The following is a 16,999-nucleotide window of genomic DNA, read 5'->3' on the forward strand; positions in this document are numbered from 1 at the left end:
TGAAGGTTGCCCAGTCCGATCCCGACTATCGGAAGGTCCAAACTCAATTTCTCTCGCTTGACAAATTTTGCAGCAAGTGAAATTATTTTCACTAAGAGATAAAAATATCAAAATTGCTCAGGGTGGAGACATGGCAATGGTGAGTGGCAGTTCTCTTCGCGAAGAAGAGTCCAGCATGGCAGCGCGCGCTGCCTGGCTCCATTACGCCGGTGGTTTGACCCAGTCCGAGGTTGCAAAGCGTCTCGGCCTAACATCGCTCAAAGCCCATCGTCTAATCATGAAGGCCAATCAGGAAGGGTTGGTAAAAGTCTATATTGATGGCGAAGTTTCAGAATGCGTCGAGCTGGAGCAAAAGCTGTCCACCCGTTACGGGCTCGATTACTGCGAAGTAGTTCCAGATTTTGATCCTGAGGAACTGCCGCTAAAGGCTCTTGGCATTGCCGGAGCTCAATTTCTTAAGCGTGAAATCGAGCGTGATGGCGAACTTCTTATTGGCATGGGGCATGGGCGGACGCTTGCGGCCTGCGTTGATTATCTGCCGCGCATAGCCAGCAACAATGTGCGTTTCGTCTCGCTGCTTGGCGGCTTGACCCGAAAGTTTTCCGCCAATCCGCACGATGTTATCCATAGGCTGGCAGAGCGTATTGGTGCAGAGGCCTATGTCATGCCTGTTCCGTTCTTTGCCAATACGGTCGAAGACATGGATGTCTTGTTCAGTCAACGCGGCGTGCGCGAAATATTCGACATGGCAAAAAGCGCCAATCTCTCAATGGTCGGTATCGGCACTGCTGAGCGCGAAGCCTCGCTGGTTTCAACGGGCATGATCGAGAAAAGCGAGATTGAGGACATTAAGAATGCGGGAGGAGCGGGAGAGCTTCTCGGCCATTTCTTCGATGATGCCGGTCAGGCGATACAGACAACCTTGTCTGATCGCACATTCACATTGAGCCGGGAGGACCTGAAAAAGCAGCGATTGATTGCCGTTGCAGGTGGCAGGATGAAGGTGCGGGCCATTCGGGCAGTGCTCGAAAGCCGGTGCCTTAACGGACTGATAACAGACGAGAAAACGGCACAACAGCTTGTCGCCAACGTTATCTGACGCATGTCGGAAAGGGTGCGGGAAATCGCATCCAGGAGGAAATACCGGTGGGGTATCCGGTCCATAATACCCGATAAAAAGGAGGAGAAGACCAATGCATGACAAGGAAAAAGACCTTATCAGCGCTTTCCTGCGCGGATCGGTTGACCGCCGCGGCCTGTTAAAAGGGCTGGGCACAATGGGCATTACTGCGGCCAGCGCCGGCACATTGATGAATATGATGTCGACCAATGCGCAGGCAGCCGATTTTGACTGGAAGAAACATTCCGGCAAATCCCTGAAGCTGCTTTTGAACAAGCATCCCTATGCGGATGCGATGATCGCAAATCTTCAGAATTTCAAGGATCTGACGGGCATCGACGTCAAATATGATGTATTTCCGGAAGACGTCTATTTCGACAAGGTAACGGCAGCTCTGTCATCGGGTTCGACCGAATATGATGCGTTCATGACCGGTGCCTATATGACGTGGACCTATGGTCCTGCGGGCTGGATCACCGATCTGAAGGAATGGATCAATGATCCGGAGAAAACCAATCCGAACTATGCATGGAACGACTTCCTGCCCGGCGTGAAAAACTCCTGCGCATGGAACGGGATTCCAGGTGGCGCACTTGGTTCGGAAGACGCCAAACAATGGTGTATTCCATGGGCGTTCGAACAGAACAACATCACCTATAACCGCGATATGTTTAAGAAAGCCGGAGTCGAGGTTCCGGGCAATATTGATGAGATGATCGCAACTTCTGCCAAGCTTCAAAAGGATATTGGCGGCATTTACGGCATCGGCGTGCGCGGTTCACGCTCATGGGCAACGATTCATCCGGGCTTTCTGTCCGGCTATGCCAACTTCAACCAGAAGGACCTGAACGTTTCTGCTGATGGCAAGCTTTCAGCAGCCATGAACACGGCGGAGTCAAAAGCGTATCACACCAAGTGGGTGCAGATGATTCAGGAAAGCGGCCCGAAGGATTGGTCCACCTATACCTGGTATCAGGTAGGTACGGATCTTGGCGCCGGTGCTTCTGCCATGATTTTCGATGCTGATTGCCTCGGATACTTCATGAATGGCGGCGACAACAAGATGGCCGGGAAGCTTTCTTATGCGGCGTTCACAGCCAATCCGGAAGCCAAAGCATCGACACCGAATATCTGGATCTGGTCGCTCGCCATGTCCAATTTCTCCAAGGACAAGGACGCAACCTGGTACTTCCTGCAATGGGCTTCTGGTCCAGAGCATGCATTGTTCGGCGCAACCAAGATGGACTTTGTTGATCCGGTTCGCCAATCGATCTGGAAGGATGAAATGTTCCGCGAGAAGCTGAACAGCAAATATCCGGGCTATGTCGAAATGTTCGACGCATCGGCCGCTGGCGCAAGCATCAAGTTCACGCCGCAACCGCTCTTCTTCGACGTTACCACCGAATGGGCCTCGACGCTCCAGAAGATGGTCGCCAAGGAAGTGCCGATTGATGAGGGTCTGGACCAGCTTGCTCAGAGCATTGATCGTCAGCTCAAGGAAGCAGGCCTCGGCTGATCTTCATCCCGCCAATACCCGGCACCCAAAGTGCCGGGTATTCCGGTGCGCGACAAGCGTAATTGCCCTAAATAATAAGGAGCTTTAAATTGGCTTCACCATCCATTCCCAGAAAGCCTGCTTCAAGGTTCAGAATCAGCAGGAAGATGCTTCCCTATGTGCTGAGTCTGCCAGCATTGCTTGTCTGCATCGGTATTCTGATTCCGTTCGTCACCGCCGTCATTTATTCATTTCAGCGCTACCGGTTGAGCCAGCCATGGAGCCGCCAGTTCAACTGGGGCGAGAACTATTATAACTTTCTGTTCAATGATCCGGGCTTCTGGAACACGCTGAAAATATCGCTGCTCTATGCCGGTATCACTGTAACGTTGGAGCTTTTGCTCGGACTTGGCATTGCCTTGCTTTTGCAAAAGCGCTCCCGCGTCAATAATTTCATTTCGATCATGCTTCTCCTGCCACTGATGATTGCGCCAGCGCTCGCGGCGCTGATGTGGAAGCTGATGACCAATCCGGGTTTCGGCATTCTCAGCTATCTGGCAAGTTGGGTCGGGCTGCATAATTTCCGTTGGGCCTCATCGCCCGATACGGCGCTCCTGACGGTCGTGCTGGTCGATATCTGGGTCTATACGCCCTTTATCATGATCCTGCTTTTGGCCGGTCTGCGCTCGCTGCCGACCCAACCCTTCGAAGCTGCCGCGCTTGATGGTGTGCCGCGCACCTTCGTGTTCTTCCGCATTACCTTGCCGATGCTGACGCCCTATATTTTGACCGCGACGCTGTTCCGCCTGCTCGACTCCATTCAGCAGTTCGACATCATCTATGCCATGACGCAGGGCGGCCCCGGCAACGCGCTGACGGTGTTTCAGGTCGAAGCCTACCTGAACTTCTTCCAGTCGACGAATGTTGGACGGTCAGCGGCTCTGATGGTCATCCTTTGGGCGATCACCTACCTGCTCTCCAATATCTTCATCAAGAACTGGCTGCGGCTGCGCGAACGCGCTCGCGGCGAGGCGTGAGGAGTACATTATGGAAACCACATCCACACTCGAAAAATCCCTGCGCTTCCTTGCGCTGTCGCTGGTCGTTATCTTCTTCATGTTCCCGATCCTCTGGATATTCCTTATGTCGTTCCAGACGAACGAGACCATTTTGCAGATACCGCCATCCATTGTGTTCACGCCAACACTGTCCAATTATGCAGCGCTCATTACAGGCAAGCTGACGACCTCCGCTGGTACACTTGATATTGCCTTCATGCGCAATCTCGGCAATTCGGTCTTTCTCTCGGTCACCTCGGTTGCACTGTCTCTGGTGCTTGGCGTCCCTGCGGCCTATGCCTTTGCCCGCCACAAGTTCCGTGGCTCGGAAGATATTGCTTTCACGCTGCTGTCTTTCCGCTTCGCGCCGCCGCTTCTGGTATTGCTGCCGCTAACGCAGTATTTCCAATGGCTTGGTCTGTCGGATACTTATTTCGGTCTCATCTGGGTTTATCAGTTGATCTGCCTGCCATTGATCCTGTGGATTGTGCGCGGTTATTTCGAAGATATCTCGGCTGATGTTGAATATGCCTATCGCATAGCGGGCCACTCGTGGTTTGCCACGTTCCGCAAGATTGCCTTGCCTCTGGCTGGTCCCGGTATTGCGGCAGCAGGCCTGCTCGCCTTTATTTTCGCCTGGAATAATTTCGTCTTCGCGCTGGTCCTGGCATCTGCCGATAAACAGCCGGTCACAGTTGGCGCTCTCGCCTTTGTTACCTCATCCGGCATCCAGTACGGCCAGATCGCCGCGGCAATTGTGCTTTCAGTCACTCCGACGCTCGCGCTCGCTCTTTATGCACAGCGCTACCTCGTCGAGGGGCTCTCGCTTGGCGCGGTGAAGGGATAATCCTATGACCACTTTACAACTCAAGAACATCGTCAAGCGTTACAAGACCAATACGGTCCTCGATGACCTGTCGCTTGACGTAGCAGATGGCGAGACGCTGGTCCTGTTCGGCCCGTCCGGGGCCGGAAAGACCGTCCTCCTGCGTCTCGTCGCCGGTGTGATCGATCCAGATGAGGGAAAAATCCTGATTGGCGGCGAAGACATGACCGATGTCGATGCGGAGCATCGCGGCATTGGCATGGCGTTTCAAAATTTCGCGCTATTCCCCCATATGAGCGCTCACGACAATATCGCCAGTCCTCTGACGGCAACCCGCTCTTCCGCCGAAGCGATCAAGGCTGGCGTCGGCAAAGTGGCGAAACTGCTCAAGATCGACCATGTGCTGTCGCATCATCCCAAGGCGCTTTCCAACGGGCAGAAGCAACGTACTGCACTGGCCCGAGCCTTAGCTGGTTCGCCGCCGCTGCTATTGCTGGATGACCCTTTGCGCAATGTCGATGCGAAGCTCCGCTTTGAGATGCGGCTGGAACTGCCGCGTCTTCTCGCTTCGCAAGGCGCGACAGTTGTCTATGTGACGCAGGACTATAAAGAAGCCATGGCACTTGGTGACCGCATTGCAGTCATGGCCAATGGCAAAATTCGCCAGATCGGAACGCCGGAGGAGATCTATAATGCGCCTGCCGATATCGGGATTGCCAGCCTGTTCGGCGACCCGACGATCAACCTCCTTGATGTCGTGCCGCAAAAGGATGCTGGTGGCATTTATGTTGAGATTTCCAAGGTGCGCGTCCCTCTGCCGGGTATGCCGGATAATGTTGTGGGACAAGCTTGCGTCATTGGCATCCGGCCGGAATCAATTACCTTTGCCAAGGACACGGTGAAGGGTGCCGTTCCCATTGAGGTCGAGGCTGAAACCCCGCTGAATGAAAAGACTGTCACGCTGGTCGTAACAGTCGGCAAGCGCGAGCTTTTGGTTTCCCGTCCTGCGGGAACACCAGGCCCCGTATCGGGGCCCGCTTTTATCCTTATCGACGGCAAAACCACATTTCTTTTCGACAAGGCCAGCGGCGCATTGATCCGCAAGGCAGGCACGACAGAGCAGGGAGTGGCAGCATGAGTGATACTGCTCTGTTGATCAAAAATGTCGACAAATTCTATGGCCCCATTGACCACGGTGTTCATGCGGTCCGCAACATCAGCATGGATGTGAAAAAGGGTGAGATTATCGCTCTCCTTGGCTCATCCGGTTGCGGCAAGACATCGACATTGCGCATGGTTGCCGGTTTTGAAGCTGTATCGCGCGGTACCATTTCGCTGAAAGGCCGCGAGGTTCAAACCTTCGCCCCGGTCCGGCGCAATGTTGCCATGGCCTTTGAAGGCTATTCGCTCTATCCGCCTTTGACAGTGAAGGAAAATATCGCCTTCGCGTTGAAGTCTTCCAAGCTCTCGCAGTCTGTTGTCGAAGAGAAGGTCGCCTATATCGCCAAGCTTCTGGAGATCGAGGATATTCTTGGGCGTTATCCAAGTTCAATCTCCGGTGGTCAGCAGCAGCGCGCCTCCCTTGGTCGTGCCTTGATCCGTGATGCCGATCTGCATTTGCTTGATGAACCAATGGGACAGCTGGAGCCGCAATTGCGGGCGGTGCTGCGTGGCCGTATCAAGCACTATATCAAGGAGCGGGGACTAACCGCCATCCTCGTGACCCACGACCAGACCGAGGCGAATGCGCTTGCAGATCGTATTGCCGTCATGGAAGGCGGTGAGTTGCAGCAGTTCGATACGCCGCAAATGATCAAGGAGCGACCGGCCAATCTGTTCACCGGCACCTTTGTCGGTGAGCCGCCCATGAATGTCTTCGAGGCGACGGTCTCGAACAGTGACACCAGGATTACTTTCGGTCTTAATCAAGGTGTGAAGCTGGAATATGCCGCTTCTGACTTTTCGCCAGCCGTGCGCGAAGAGTTGAAAAAACACCAAAAAGTCGTTGTTGGCATTCGGCCCTATGCGGTTCGCCGTAGCGAAGGCGGCGTTCATGCACGTGTTTCGGTCAATCAATGGCTGGGCGACCAGACCCATATTGCGGCAGACTTTGCCGGTGGATCGTTGGTACTGGTCGAGCATGATCGGACGGATGTGGCAATCGGCGATACGATTGCGGTTCGTCTCGATCCGGCCAGCCTGCATGTATTCAACGGCGAAACCGGCGTCGCTATTAGTCACGGTCAGGAGCTTGCGTGATGACACGCGATATCCTCATAGGGATTGATGCGGGAACCTCCGTCATCAAATCCGTGGCCTTCGATCTTGCCGGTCGTCAGATCGCATTTGCCTCTACCCCCAATAGCTATGAGACTATCGGCAGGGCAGGGGTTGTGCAGGATCTGGCACGCACTTGGGCCGATGCAGCCAAGACGCTGCTTGAACTTGCCGGGAAGGTTGAAAATCTGGCCAGTCGCACTGTGGCTGTCTCGGTAACGGGACAGGGCGATGGGACATGGATGATCGACAAGAATGGCGAGGCTGTTGGCAAGGGCTGGTTGTGGCTTGATGCGCGTGCCGGTAATGTAGTTGACAATCTGCGCAAGGAACGCGGCGATCTTGGCCGCTTCACCCATACTGGCAGCGGGCTTGCCGCCTGCCAGCAGGGTTCGCAATTGCGCTGGATGATGAATGAGGCTCCGGAGCTTTATGCCGGTGCGACGACGGCGTTCCATTGCAAGGACTGGCTCTATTTCAAATTAACCGGCAAGCGCGCCACCGATCCGTCGGAGGCCGTGTTCACCTTTGGCGATTTTCGCACGCGCGCCTATTCAGACAGCGTGATTGACTTTCTGGGGCTGGAGAAACTCAAATATCTTCTGCCGGAAATCGTCGATGGCTCTACAACCCATCACAAGCTTGAGGGCGAGGCTGCACGAAGCACGGGCTTGCTGGAAGGCACGCCTGTCGTTCTGGGCTATGTGGACGTGGCGTGCACCGCGCTTGGTGCTGGGCTTTATGAACCGGGAACAGATACGGGATGCTCGATCATCGGGTCGACCGGCATGCATATGCGCCTTGCGACCAGCCCCGACGATGTGCAGCTGAACCGCGATCTGACGGGGTATACAATGTGTATGCCGATCCCTGGAATATATGCGCAGATGCAGTCCAATATGGCGGCAACCCTCAATATTGATTGGGTATTGTCTGTCGCCGGCGACCTTTTCAAAAGTGTCGGGATTGAGAAGTCGAAAACGGAATTGCTCGCTTATGTGGAGACCTGGCTCGCCGATGCGACAGCCGCTTCGGTCATTTATCACCCCTATATTTCCGATGCGGGTGAGCGGGGTCCCTTTGTTGACGCGACAGCCCGTGCTTCCTTCATAGGTCTTTCTTCGAGCCATCGGTTCGGCGATCTTGTGCGCTCTGTGTTTGATGGCTTGGCGCTGGCTGCCCGCGATTGCTACTCGGCGATGGGACCTTTGCCAAAGCGGGTTCGAATAACGGGCGGCGCGGCGCGCAGTGCTTCGCTGCGCAAAATTTTGGGCGGGGCTCTCGGTGCCTCGGTACAGACCAGCGAGCGTGAGGAGGCAGGAGCCGCAGGTGCGGCCATGATCGCAGCCGTATCCCTTGGTATTTATGGCTCAATGGCAGATTGCGTCAAAGATTGGGTAACGCCTTTCCAGCGCCAGCCGGAAGCTGCCGATGAAGAACTGTCCCTGATTTATGAAAAGGCTTTCCCGGCCTATCGCCAGTCAAGGCTGGCGCTGCAACCGACATGGCACATGCTAGCCAGCAGCAATTGACGAATAGGAAGACCGCAATGACCAAGAAAATAGCCATTATCGGCGACAGGTTCATGCTCCCGGAAGTGTTCCGGGAAAAGATCGTGGAGCTATGTGGTGACGAGCACGATATTCGCACGCTGCAACAGCCCTGGCCGGATGTTCCAATGGAACATGGCTACGCGGTCAAGGGCATGGACGGGCTGAAGGAATATCTGGGTGATCCTGATGAGGTTGTCGAGTTCATCGGCGATGCCGAGCTTTTCATCACCCAGCTCGCTCCCATGTCGGCCGGTATGCTGGAACGGCTGCCGGATCTGAAATTCGTGGCCGTTTCCCGCGGTGGTCCGGTTAATATCGATATGAGGGCTGCACGCGATGCGGGTGTCCTTGTCGTCAATACGCCAGGCCGCAATGCCAGCGCCGTTGCCGAGTTCACCCTGGGTGCCATTCTGGCGGAAACGCGCCTTATCCGCAGCGGCCATGAATCCCTGCGCAAGGGTGAGTGGCGCGGCGAGTTGTACCGCGCTGACAAGACTGGTCGTGAGCTTTCCGAAATGACTGTCGGCGTTATCGGTTATGGCAATATAGGCACAAAGGTCGTGCGGTTGTTGCGGGCTTTCGGCACGAAAGTTCTGGTGCACGATCCCTATGTCCAGCTATCGGCTGATGACCGCAATGCGGGCGTTGAGCATGTAGCACTGGATGATCTGCTCTCCCATTCTGATGTTGTAACCCTCCACCCGCGTGTGACGGAAGAAACCAAAGGCATCATGAATGCCGAGGCCTTTGCCAAGATGAAGCAGGGGGCGATTTTTGTGAATACTGCGCGCGGCCCGCTGGTTGATTATGATGCGCTGTATGAAGCGCTCACCAGTGGCCATCTTGGCAGTGCAATGCTCGAAACATTTGCCGTGGAGCCGGTTCCAGCCGATTGGCCACTGCTGCAACTGCCCAATGTAACGCTCACGCCGCATATTGCAGGCGCATCCGTGCGCACGGTCACCTATGCGGCTGAAATGGCCGCAGAGGAGGTACGGCGCTATATAGCTGGCCTGCCGCCGGTCAATCCCTGCTGAGGCTATCATCATGCAAGAACAAAAGCTCAGACAATCGATCATCGACCATTGCCGCCAGATGAATGCAGCCGGCATAAATCAAGGCACGTCCGGCAATATCAGTGTGCGCTTTGAAAATCGCATGCTCATTACGCCATCTGCCGTTCCTTATGATGAGATGACGCCGAACATGATCGCCTCCATGCCGCTTGATGGCGAGTATGGCTCTTGGCAAGGCCCAAAGAAACCTTCCACCGAATGGCGCTTTCACCTCGACATTCTGCGCACACGGCCTGAAATCAACGCGGTCGTTCATACCCACGCGACGTTTTCGACGATCCTTGCCATCGCCCATAAATCCATTCCGGCATGCCACTATATGGTTGCGGCATTTGGCGGCGACGATATCAGGCTGTGTGACTATGCCCGCTATGGCACAAAAGAACTGTCCGATAATGTGTTGAAGGCGTTGAAAGATCGCACTGCCTGCCTGATGGCCAATCACGGTATGATTGCAACGGGTAGCAGCCTTGAAAAGGCTATGTGGGCGGCTGTCGAGCTGGAAACAATCGCCAAGCAATATTACCACGCGCTGCTTTTGGGCGGAGCCGTCATTCTGCCTCCAGAAGAGATCGAAGGTGTCCGTCGCGGCTTTGCGAGCTATGGACTTCAGGACAAGCCTTCACCGCAGGGGGCAGAACATTGAACAAAGGCACGGATATCTACGACCTGTTCATTATCGGCGGCGGTGTCAACGGTGCGGGCATTGCGCGCGACGCAGCAGGCCGTGGTCTGTCAGTCATCCTTTGTGAAAAAGATGATCTCGCCCAGGGCACAAGTTCGCGCTCCGGCAAGCTTGTCCATGGTGGGCTGCGTTACCTCGAATATTACGAATTCCGGCTGGTGCGCGAGGCGCTGATCGAGCGCGAGGTCCTGCTCGAATCCGCTCCGCATATTATCTGGCCAATGCGCTTTGTCTTGCCACATAATCCGGCGGATCGTCCGGCCTGGCTCGTGCGTCTCGGCCTGTTCCTTTACGATCATCTTGGCGGGCGCAAACGCTTGCCGGGAACGCGCACGCTTAATTTGAAGACTGCCCCGGAAGGTGCGCCGTTGAAAGACGAGTATGGCAAGGCATTCGAATATTCCGATTGCTGGGTTGATGATGCGCGGCTGGTGCTTTTGAATGCGCTCGATGCCGCTGGCCGCGGCGCTGAAATCCATACGCGAACCGCATGCAACTCGATCCGCCGCGAAGAGGGTATCTGGATCGTTGAAATGACCGACACGGCTTCGGGCACCAAAAGAACCGTGAAGGCGCGCTGCGTGGTGAATACCGCCGGTCCATGGGTCAATGACATTATCCGGCGCGTGGCAGGCTTGAACTCCAGCCGCAGTGTCCGGCTGGTCAAGGGCAGCCACATTATTGTACCGAAATTCTGGGAAGGACGGCAGGCCTATCTGGTCCAGAACCCGGACAAACGGGTTATCTTCATCAATCCCTATGAAAATGATCTGGCGTTGATCGGCACCACGGATATTCCTTATGAAGGGCATCCGGAAGATGTGGCGGCCGACAGCAATGAAATCGACTATCTGCTGAAATCCGTAAACCGCTATTTCAAGCAGCAATTGGTGCCTGCCGATATTGTCCATAGCTTTTCCGGTGTGCGTCCGCTCTATGATGACAGTGCGGAAAACCCCAGCGCCGTTACCCGAGACTATATTTTTGAAGTCGATGCAGGCAACAACAAGGCACCGCTTCTTTCGGTGTTCGGCGGCAAGATCACAACATTCCGCAAGCTTTCCGAACATGCGCTTGACCGCCTGAAGCCATTTTTCCCCAATATGCGCCCGGGCTGGACTGCCAAGGCGCAGCTTCCGGGAGGCGACATGGCGAATGCGGATTTCGAACAGTTTCTGGGTGATATGCGAGCCAAATATCCCTGGCTGCCCTTTGATCTCGCCAAGCACTACGCCCGGCTTTACGGCACGCGCATGCATGACCTGCTTGGCTCGGCGCGATCTGTTTCAGATCTGGGCACACGGTTCAGCAAGCTTTTGTATGAGCGGGAAGCGCAGTTCTTGCGCACGACGGAATGGGCGCTTTGGCCAGAGGATGTTCTGGAGCGGCGCACCAAACACGGCTTGCACATGACTGAGGAAGAGCGCGTGGTTTTCACGAATTGGTGGACAAGCCAGCAGGTGGCGGCATGAGAAGCGCGGAGTTTGAAGCCCTGCTCGACCTATCGGCCCGTATTGGCGCCGATCCGGCGCTGGTACAAGCGGCAGGCGGCAACACATCCATCAAAGAAGGTGGCACGCTCTGGATCAAGGCGTCCGGCCTCTGGCTGATGAATGCGCGAAATACCGATATTATGGTGCCTGTCGCGCTGGACCCTTTGCTGGATGCGCTGGGCCGCTATGATCCCTCTGCCGAGAAAGCGCAGGATTATGTGATTGCCGAACGCAATCCCTCCGGCCTGCGCCCATCGATTGAAACCACCGTCCATGCGCTTATGCCGCAAAAGGTGGTGGTGCATGTTCATTGCGTCGAGACTATTGCCTTGGCTGTTCAGGCCGATGGCCCTGCCTTGGTTGTATCGCGTCTGGGCGATATTCCTTATGCATTCGTGCCCTATGCCCGCCCGGGATTGCCGCTGGCCCGAGCCATAGCCGAACGTCTGGAAGAAGACACATGTGTTCTCATTTTGGGCAATCATGGTCTCGCGGTTGCGGCCGAAACAGTCGATGAAGCGGAGGTCCTGCTTCATCGGGTCTCCCGCCTTTTGTCTGTCACGCCGCGTCAGGCACCGGACGCGGATATTGCCGCACTGCAACGCCTTGCAGTCAATAGTCAGTACAGGCTTCCCGAGGATGCATCGATTCACCGCGTTGCGACTGATCTGACCAGTTGCCTGATCGCGGCAGGTGGCAGTCTCTATCCGGACCATGTCATCTTTTTGGGGAAAGGTTCGGTGATCGCCTCGCCAACGGATACCGCTTTGACCATCGAAGAGAAACAGCAAGAGGGCATGGCGCTGCCGCCCGCGATCCTGTTCCCCGGCAGGGGCGTTCTGGTGTTGAAAGAAGCAACATCAGGGGCTCTTGCCATGGCGCGCTGCCTTGCGGACGTTACCTCCCGGATTCCGCAAGGCGCGCGTCTGAATTACCTGACAGATGAGGAAAATGCCGAGCTCCTTGGCTGGGATGCGGAGAAATACCGGCAAACACTCAATCGTGCAGGTCAGGCATTGCAATGACAGGTGAAGCACTGTTCATCGGCATTGATATAGGCACGTCCGGCGCGCGCGCTGTGGTGATGACTGCCTCGTTTGACGTTGTTGCCAGCGCTTCAGCCCGTCTGGACGCCTTCTCGCCAAATCACCGCGATCCTGCGGCTTGGTGGTCTGCTGTCCAGTCGGCGCTGTCACAGGTGCTCGTGTCGGTTGAACGCAAACAGATCCGCGCGATTAGTATAGACGGTACTTCCGGCACAGTATTGCCGGTCGATGCCAGCGGCGCGCCTCTGGCTGAGCCATTAATGTATAATGATCCGGTGTCAGACCGAGCTATTGTCGACGCGATTGCGGCCAATGCTCCTGAATCCAGCGCAGCGCATGGAGCCACTTCCGGCCTTGCCAAGCTTATGCATTTTCAAACCATCCGCAGTGTTTCGCATATTATCCATCAGGCTGACTGGCTTTCAGGGCATTTCACCGGCCTTTACAATGTCTCCGACGAAAACAACGCGTTGAAAACGGGCTATGATCCTATCGAACGGCGGTGGCCGCTCTGGATAGGCAGTACCGGTACCCATATGGAAATGCTGCCGCATGTTCTGCCGGCGGGTTCGCCGATTTCGATCATCTCTGCGCAAGCAGCTGCCGCATTTGACTTGCCTCCATCGGTGGTCATCGTTGCGGGAACGACGGATGGTTGTGCGTCTTTTCTGGCGACAGGCGCTGATCAGCCCGGCGATGGTGTCAGCGCGCTTGGCACAACATTGACGGTCAAGGTGCTCTCGGATCGTCCTCTGTTCGCGCCCGAGTTCGGGCTCTATAGCCACCGCATCGGCAATATGTGGTTGGCTGGCGGCGCGTCCAATACGGGCGGCAATGTGCTGGCGCATTATTTCGATAATGCGCAGATAGAAAGGCTCTCCGCCAGCATCGACCCGGCAACGGACGCTGGCCTTGATTATTATCCGCTGCTGCGTGATGGCGAGCGTTTCCCCATCAATGATCCTGCGATGAAACCGCGTATGGAACCGCGTCCTGACAGTGATGCGCAGTTCCTTAAAGCAATCTTTGAAGGCATCGCAAATATTGAGCACATGGCTTATGGACGCCTGGCGGGACTTGGCGCACCCGAGCTTCGCTCGGTTCGTAGTGTCGGTGGTGGTGCGAAGAATGTTGTCTGGTCCGCCATTCGCGCCCGCAAGCTTGGCGTTCCCATGCCGCCCGTCCTGTCGGAAGAAGCGGCAGCGGGTGCAGCACGGCTTGCGATTCAGGGCGCAAAATCGGCGGGTGTTCTATGACACAGCCAACACAATTATCTGGTCTACGTGATCTGCAAGAACGTTTTGACGCTTTCCTCATCGACCAGTTTGGTGTGCTTCGCGATGGCCGCGGACCCTATCCCAATGCAGATTCAACGCTTGCCGCCCTGAAGCAGACCGGCGTTCGGATCATTATCCTTTCCAATTCGGGAAAGCGCTCCGCTGAAAATAACCGGCGTCTGGCAAAAATAGGCTTTAACCCTGCAAGTTGGGACTGGTTCCTCACATCTGGTGAGGTGGCGTGGCAGATGCTGGCCGCTGAAGCAACAAAAGCACAGGGTGGGCCCGCCCGCCGCTGCCTGCTTATCAGCCGTGATGGCGATACGTCGCCGCTGGATGGCCTTGATCTGGAACGCACGGCAACTGGCGAGAACGCGGATATTGTTCTGATCGCTGCCAGTGAAGGGGATATCCATGATCTGGATTATTACCGGAACTTGCTGGAACCGGCAGCAAGACGTGGCGTTTCATGTCTCTGCACCAACCCGGATAAGATCATGCTGACAGCTGAAGGTACTGCCTTTGGTGCTGGCCGCATTGCGGAGCTTTATCAGGAACTGGGTGGCACAGTGCGCTGGATAGGCAAACCTTTCGCCGATATTTATGCCGCTGCCATAGACTTTCTCGGTCATCCGAACCCGGAGCGGGTCTGTTGCATCGGTGACAGTATAGAGCATGACATTGCCGGGGCCGCCGGGGCTGGACTGAAATCCGTGCTGGTCAAGACCGGCATATTGGCTGGTTCAAACACGCAACAGCTGCAGAGCCTTTTTGCTGAACATGGCGCATCGCCTGATTACACGATTGACCGCTTTATCTGGTAGGAGACTAATGGCTTTCACCCTCTCGCTCAACACCAATCCTTTGGTGAACCGCTTCGCTGAAGCCGATGATCTGATTGATACAATCGCAGAAAAAATTCGCATCGGTTATGTGCAGCTGACGCACGAATTCATCAATCCATCGTGGCCGCAACCGACAATCTCCAAACATGTAAAGCAGTTCCAGAAAGCGCTCTCGCGCACGGGTGTGAATGTCACGTCGGGTATGACAGGGCCCTATGGGCGTCTCAATCATTTTGGTCATCCAGATGCGGATGTCCGGCAATATTATGTCGACTGGTTCAAGACATTTGCGAATATCTCTGCTGATCTTGGCGCGGCGTCGCTCGGCACGCAGTTCGCGATCTTTACCCATAAGGATTATGACGACCCGGTACGCCGCGAAGAATTGATGAAAATCGCCATTGATTGCTGGCGGGATGTGGCAGCGCATGCAAAGGCTGCCGGCCTTACCTATCTCTTTTGGGAGCCCATGTCGGTCGGGCGCGAATTTGGCCACACGATCGCGGCTTGCCGTGAGCTTCATGATCGCTTGCAAGCATCAGACTTGCCAATTCCCCTTCTGATGATGGTTGATATCGATCATGGCGATGTCACATCGAGCAATCCTGCCGATATTGATCCCTATGCCTGGGCGGAAGCTTTCCCCAAGGAATCCCCGATCATCCACATCAAGCAATCTTCAATGAACAAGGGTGGTCATTGGCCGTTTATCGCAGCGCATAACAAGGATGGCCGGATCACACCGGAAAAATTCCTTGAAACGGTGCGTCGAGGCGGCGGCACGGATAATGAAATCTGCCTTGAACTATCGTTTCGCGAGCGCGAACCAACCGACCATATGGTGGTGGATATGATCCGCGAGTCCGTGGAGTTCTGGGAGCCCTATATTGACACGGGGTTCAATGGAGCAAACTCGGGAAAAGTGAAATGAGCGATTTCTGGATTGGCACGAGTTTCAAGATGAACAAGACGCTGGCGGAGGCTTTGGCCTTTGCCGAAGCTCTTGCTGCCGGTGATGAAAGCCGCGATCAGCGGGTTCAGCGCTTTGTCATTCCGCCGTTCACAGCGGTGCGCGAGGTCAAAGCCGCGTTGAAAGACACAAGCGTCAAGGTCGGTGCCCAGAACATGCACTGGGATGACGCCGGCGCATGGACTGGTGAAATATCGCCGCTGATGCTGAAGGACTGTAATCTCGATCTGGTCGAGCTTGGACATTCCGAGCGCCGCGAGTTTTTTGGTGAAACCGACCGCACGGTTGGCCTCAAGGTCGCGGCAGCCGTGCGTCACGGATTGACCCCGTTGATCTGCATTGGTGAAAGTCTGGCTCAACGCGAGGCCGGAGAGGCCGACGCCGTGCTTGCTGCGCAAGTGCAAGCTGCCCTCGCTTTGCTTGAAGGTGAGGCAAGAAAGCAGCCGGTCCTTCTGGCCTACGAACCCATATGGGCAATCGGCGTCAATGGCATTCCGGCAACGTCTGAATATGCAGATGAACGCCATGGGAAGATCGCGGCTGTGGCCAGGTCGGTGCTCGGCACTGCTGTACCTGTCCTTTATGGCGGCAGCGTCAATCCTGAAAACTGCGCCGAACTGATTGCCTGCCCGAATATTGATGGCCTGTTCATTGGTCGCTCTGCTTGGGCAGCAGAAGGCTATCTTGATATTTTACAGCGGGTCGCAAAAGCAATTCCAGGAAAAGTGGGAACCGGTTTTCCGTCCGGAATTGCGTAAAGAACAGATCTAGAAAGGAAAAACTCATGAAAATAGCAATTGGAGCTGATAGTGCGGGTAAGCCTTTGCTCGATATCATTGCTGCGCATCTTGCGACAAAGCCGGAACATGTCGTTGCAGACCTCAGCCAGTCCGGCTTTTATGCGGATCTTTCGCAAAAATTGGCACAGACAATTGTCGATGGAACCAATGAGCGCGGCATTCTCATCTGCGGTACAGGCATTGGCGTCAGTATTTCAGCAAACAAGGTGCCGGGCATTCGCGCCGCGCTGACCCATGATACCTATTCCGCCGAGCGCGCTGCCAAATCCAACAATGCGCAGATCATCACCATGGGCGCCCGTGTTATCGGCCCGGAACTTGCCAAGGCTATCGTGGATAAATGGCTGGAATCCGAATTCGATCCCCAAGGCGCATCAGCAGGTAATGTTGAAGCAATCGATAGGTTGGATGCGGGGAAGTAAATAGCGAGCAGCCTTAGCTTTCTTTGTGCGTGGTTCGCCCTTCGACAAGCTCAGGA

16 protein-coding genes are annotated in these 16,999 nt (G+C 55.4%); all 16 read left to right on the plus strand.

The window, feature by feature from the left end; translation table 11 throughout:
- Nucleotides 1–136: 136 nt before the first annotated feature.
- The 16 genes from AC6CHM_RS10785 to derI all read left to right on the plus strand — a co-directional run bounded on the left by AC6CHM_RS10785 (nt 137) and on the right by derI (nt 16,943).
- On the plus strand, nt 137–1,099 hold the full coding sequence (locus tag AC6CHM_RS10785) for a sugar-binding transcriptional regulator (RefSeq protein WP_370878857.1): 963 nt from the start codon (nt 137–139) through the stop codon (nt 1,097–1,099).
- Nucleotides 1,100–1,193: 94 nt separating this feature from the next.
- On the plus strand, nt 1,194–2,636 hold the full coding sequence (locus tag AC6CHM_RS10790; protein ID WP_115055144.1) for an extracellular solute-binding protein: 1,443 nt from the start codon (nt 1,194–1,196) through the stop codon (nt 2,634–2,636).
- Nucleotides 2,637–2,782: 146 nt separating this feature from the next.
- Nucleotides 2,783–3,652 (plus strand): carbohydrate ABC transporter permease, encoded by an 870-nt coding sequence (locus AC6CHM_RS10795; RefSeq protein WP_115055143.1) that lies wholly within the window; start codon nt 2,783–2,785, stop codon nt 3,650–3,652.
- A 10-nt stretch (nt 3,653–3,662) separates the two neighbouring features.
- Nucleotides 3,663–4,520, plus strand: a complete 858-nt coding sequence (locus tag AC6CHM_RS10800; protein WP_307283147.1) for a carbohydrate ABC transporter permease — start codon at nt 3,663–3,665, stop codon at nt 4,518–4,520.
- 4 nt (nt 4,521–4,524) lie between these two features.
- Complete coding sequence (locus AC6CHM_RS10805; protein ID WP_115055141.1) at nt 4,525–5,637, plus strand: ABC transporter ATP-binding protein; 1,113 nt, start codon at nt 4,525–4,527, stop codon at nt 5,635–5,637.
- Nucleotides 5,634–6,758, plus strand: a complete 1,125-nt coding sequence (locus AC6CHM_RS10810; protein WP_115055140.1) for an ATP-binding cassette domain-containing protein — start codon at nt 5,634–5,636, stop codon at nt 6,756–6,758. Before AC6CHM_RS10805 ends, AC6CHM_RS10810 begins: the two co-directional genes overlap by 4 nt.
- Nucleotides 6,758–8,308, plus strand: coding sequence for an FGGY-family carbohydrate kinase (locus tag AC6CHM_RS10815; RefSeq protein ID WP_498173143.1), 1,551 nt, complete (start codon nt 6,758–6,760; stop codon nt 8,306–8,308). The genes AC6CHM_RS10810 and AC6CHM_RS10815 overlap by 1 nt, the downstream gene beginning before the upstream one ends.
- Before the next feature lie 17 nt (nt 8,309–8,325).
- Nucleotides 8,326–9,366: a 2-hydroxyacid dehydrogenase gene (locus AC6CHM_RS10820; protein WP_498173144.1), complete on the plus strand. Its 1,041-nt coding sequence runs from the start codon at nt 8,326–8,328 to the stop codon at nt 9,364–9,366.
- 10 nt (nt 9,367–9,376) lie between these two features.
- Nucleotides 9,377–10,051 carry a class II aldolase/adducin family protein gene (locus AC6CHM_RS10825; protein ID WP_307283159.1) on the plus strand — a complete coding sequence of 225 codons (675 nt, stop codon included), beginning with the start codon at nt 9,377–9,379 and terminating at the stop codon, nt 10,049–10,051.
- On the plus strand, nt 10,048–11,562 hold the full coding sequence (locus AC6CHM_RS10830) for a glycerol-3-phosphate dehydrogenase (protein ID WP_354346892.1): 1,515 nt from the start codon (nt 10,048–10,050) through the stop codon (nt 11,560–11,562). The genes AC6CHM_RS10825 and AC6CHM_RS10830 overlap by 4 nt, the downstream gene beginning before the upstream one ends.
- Nucleotides 11,559–12,608, plus strand: a complete 1,050-nt coding sequence (locus AC6CHM_RS10835; protein ID WP_498173146.1) for a class II aldolase/adducin family protein — start codon at nt 11,559–11,561, stop codon at nt 12,606–12,608. Before AC6CHM_RS10830 ends, AC6CHM_RS10835 begins: the two co-directional genes overlap by 4 nt.
- Nucleotides 12,605–13,885 carry an FGGY-family carbohydrate kinase gene (locus tag AC6CHM_RS10840; RefSeq protein ID WP_498173147.1) on the plus strand — a complete coding sequence of 427 codons (1,281 nt, stop codon included), beginning with the start codon at nt 12,605–12,607 and terminating at the stop codon, nt 13,883–13,885. Before AC6CHM_RS10835 ends, AC6CHM_RS10840 begins: the two co-directional genes overlap by 4 nt.
- Nucleotides 13,882–14,730 carry a TIGR01459 family HAD-type hydrolase gene (locus AC6CHM_RS10845; protein ID WP_498173148.1) on the plus strand — a complete coding sequence of 283 codons (849 nt, stop codon included), beginning with the start codon at nt 13,882–13,884 and terminating at the stop codon, nt 14,728–14,730. The genes AC6CHM_RS10840 and AC6CHM_RS10845 overlap by 4 nt, the downstream gene beginning before the upstream one ends.
- Before the next feature lie 7 nt (nt 14,731–14,737).
- Nucleotides 14,738–15,682: a sugar phosphate isomerase/epimerase family protein gene (locus AC6CHM_RS10850; RefSeq protein WP_498173149.1), complete on the plus strand. Its 945-nt coding sequence runs from the start codon at nt 14,738–14,740 to the stop codon at nt 15,680–15,682.
- Entirely contained in the window at nt 15,679–16,479 is an 801-nt protein-coding gene (locus AC6CHM_RS10855; protein WP_498173150.1) for a triose-phosphate isomerase, read from the plus strand. The genes AC6CHM_RS10850 and AC6CHM_RS10855 overlap by 4 nt, the downstream gene beginning before the upstream one ends.
- Before the next feature lie 26 nt (nt 16,480–16,505).
- Nucleotides 16,506–16,943 carry a D-erythrulose-4-phosphate isomerase gene (derI, locus tag AC6CHM_RS10860; RefSeq protein ID WP_337353672.1) on the plus strand — a complete coding sequence of 146 codons (438 nt, stop codon included), beginning with the start codon at nt 16,506–16,508 and terminating at the stop codon, nt 16,941–16,943.
- The last annotated feature ends 56 nt before the right edge of the window (nt 16,944–16,999 follow it).

It is taken from the genome of Phyllobacterium sp. GQ127 (genome assembly GCF_059758635.1).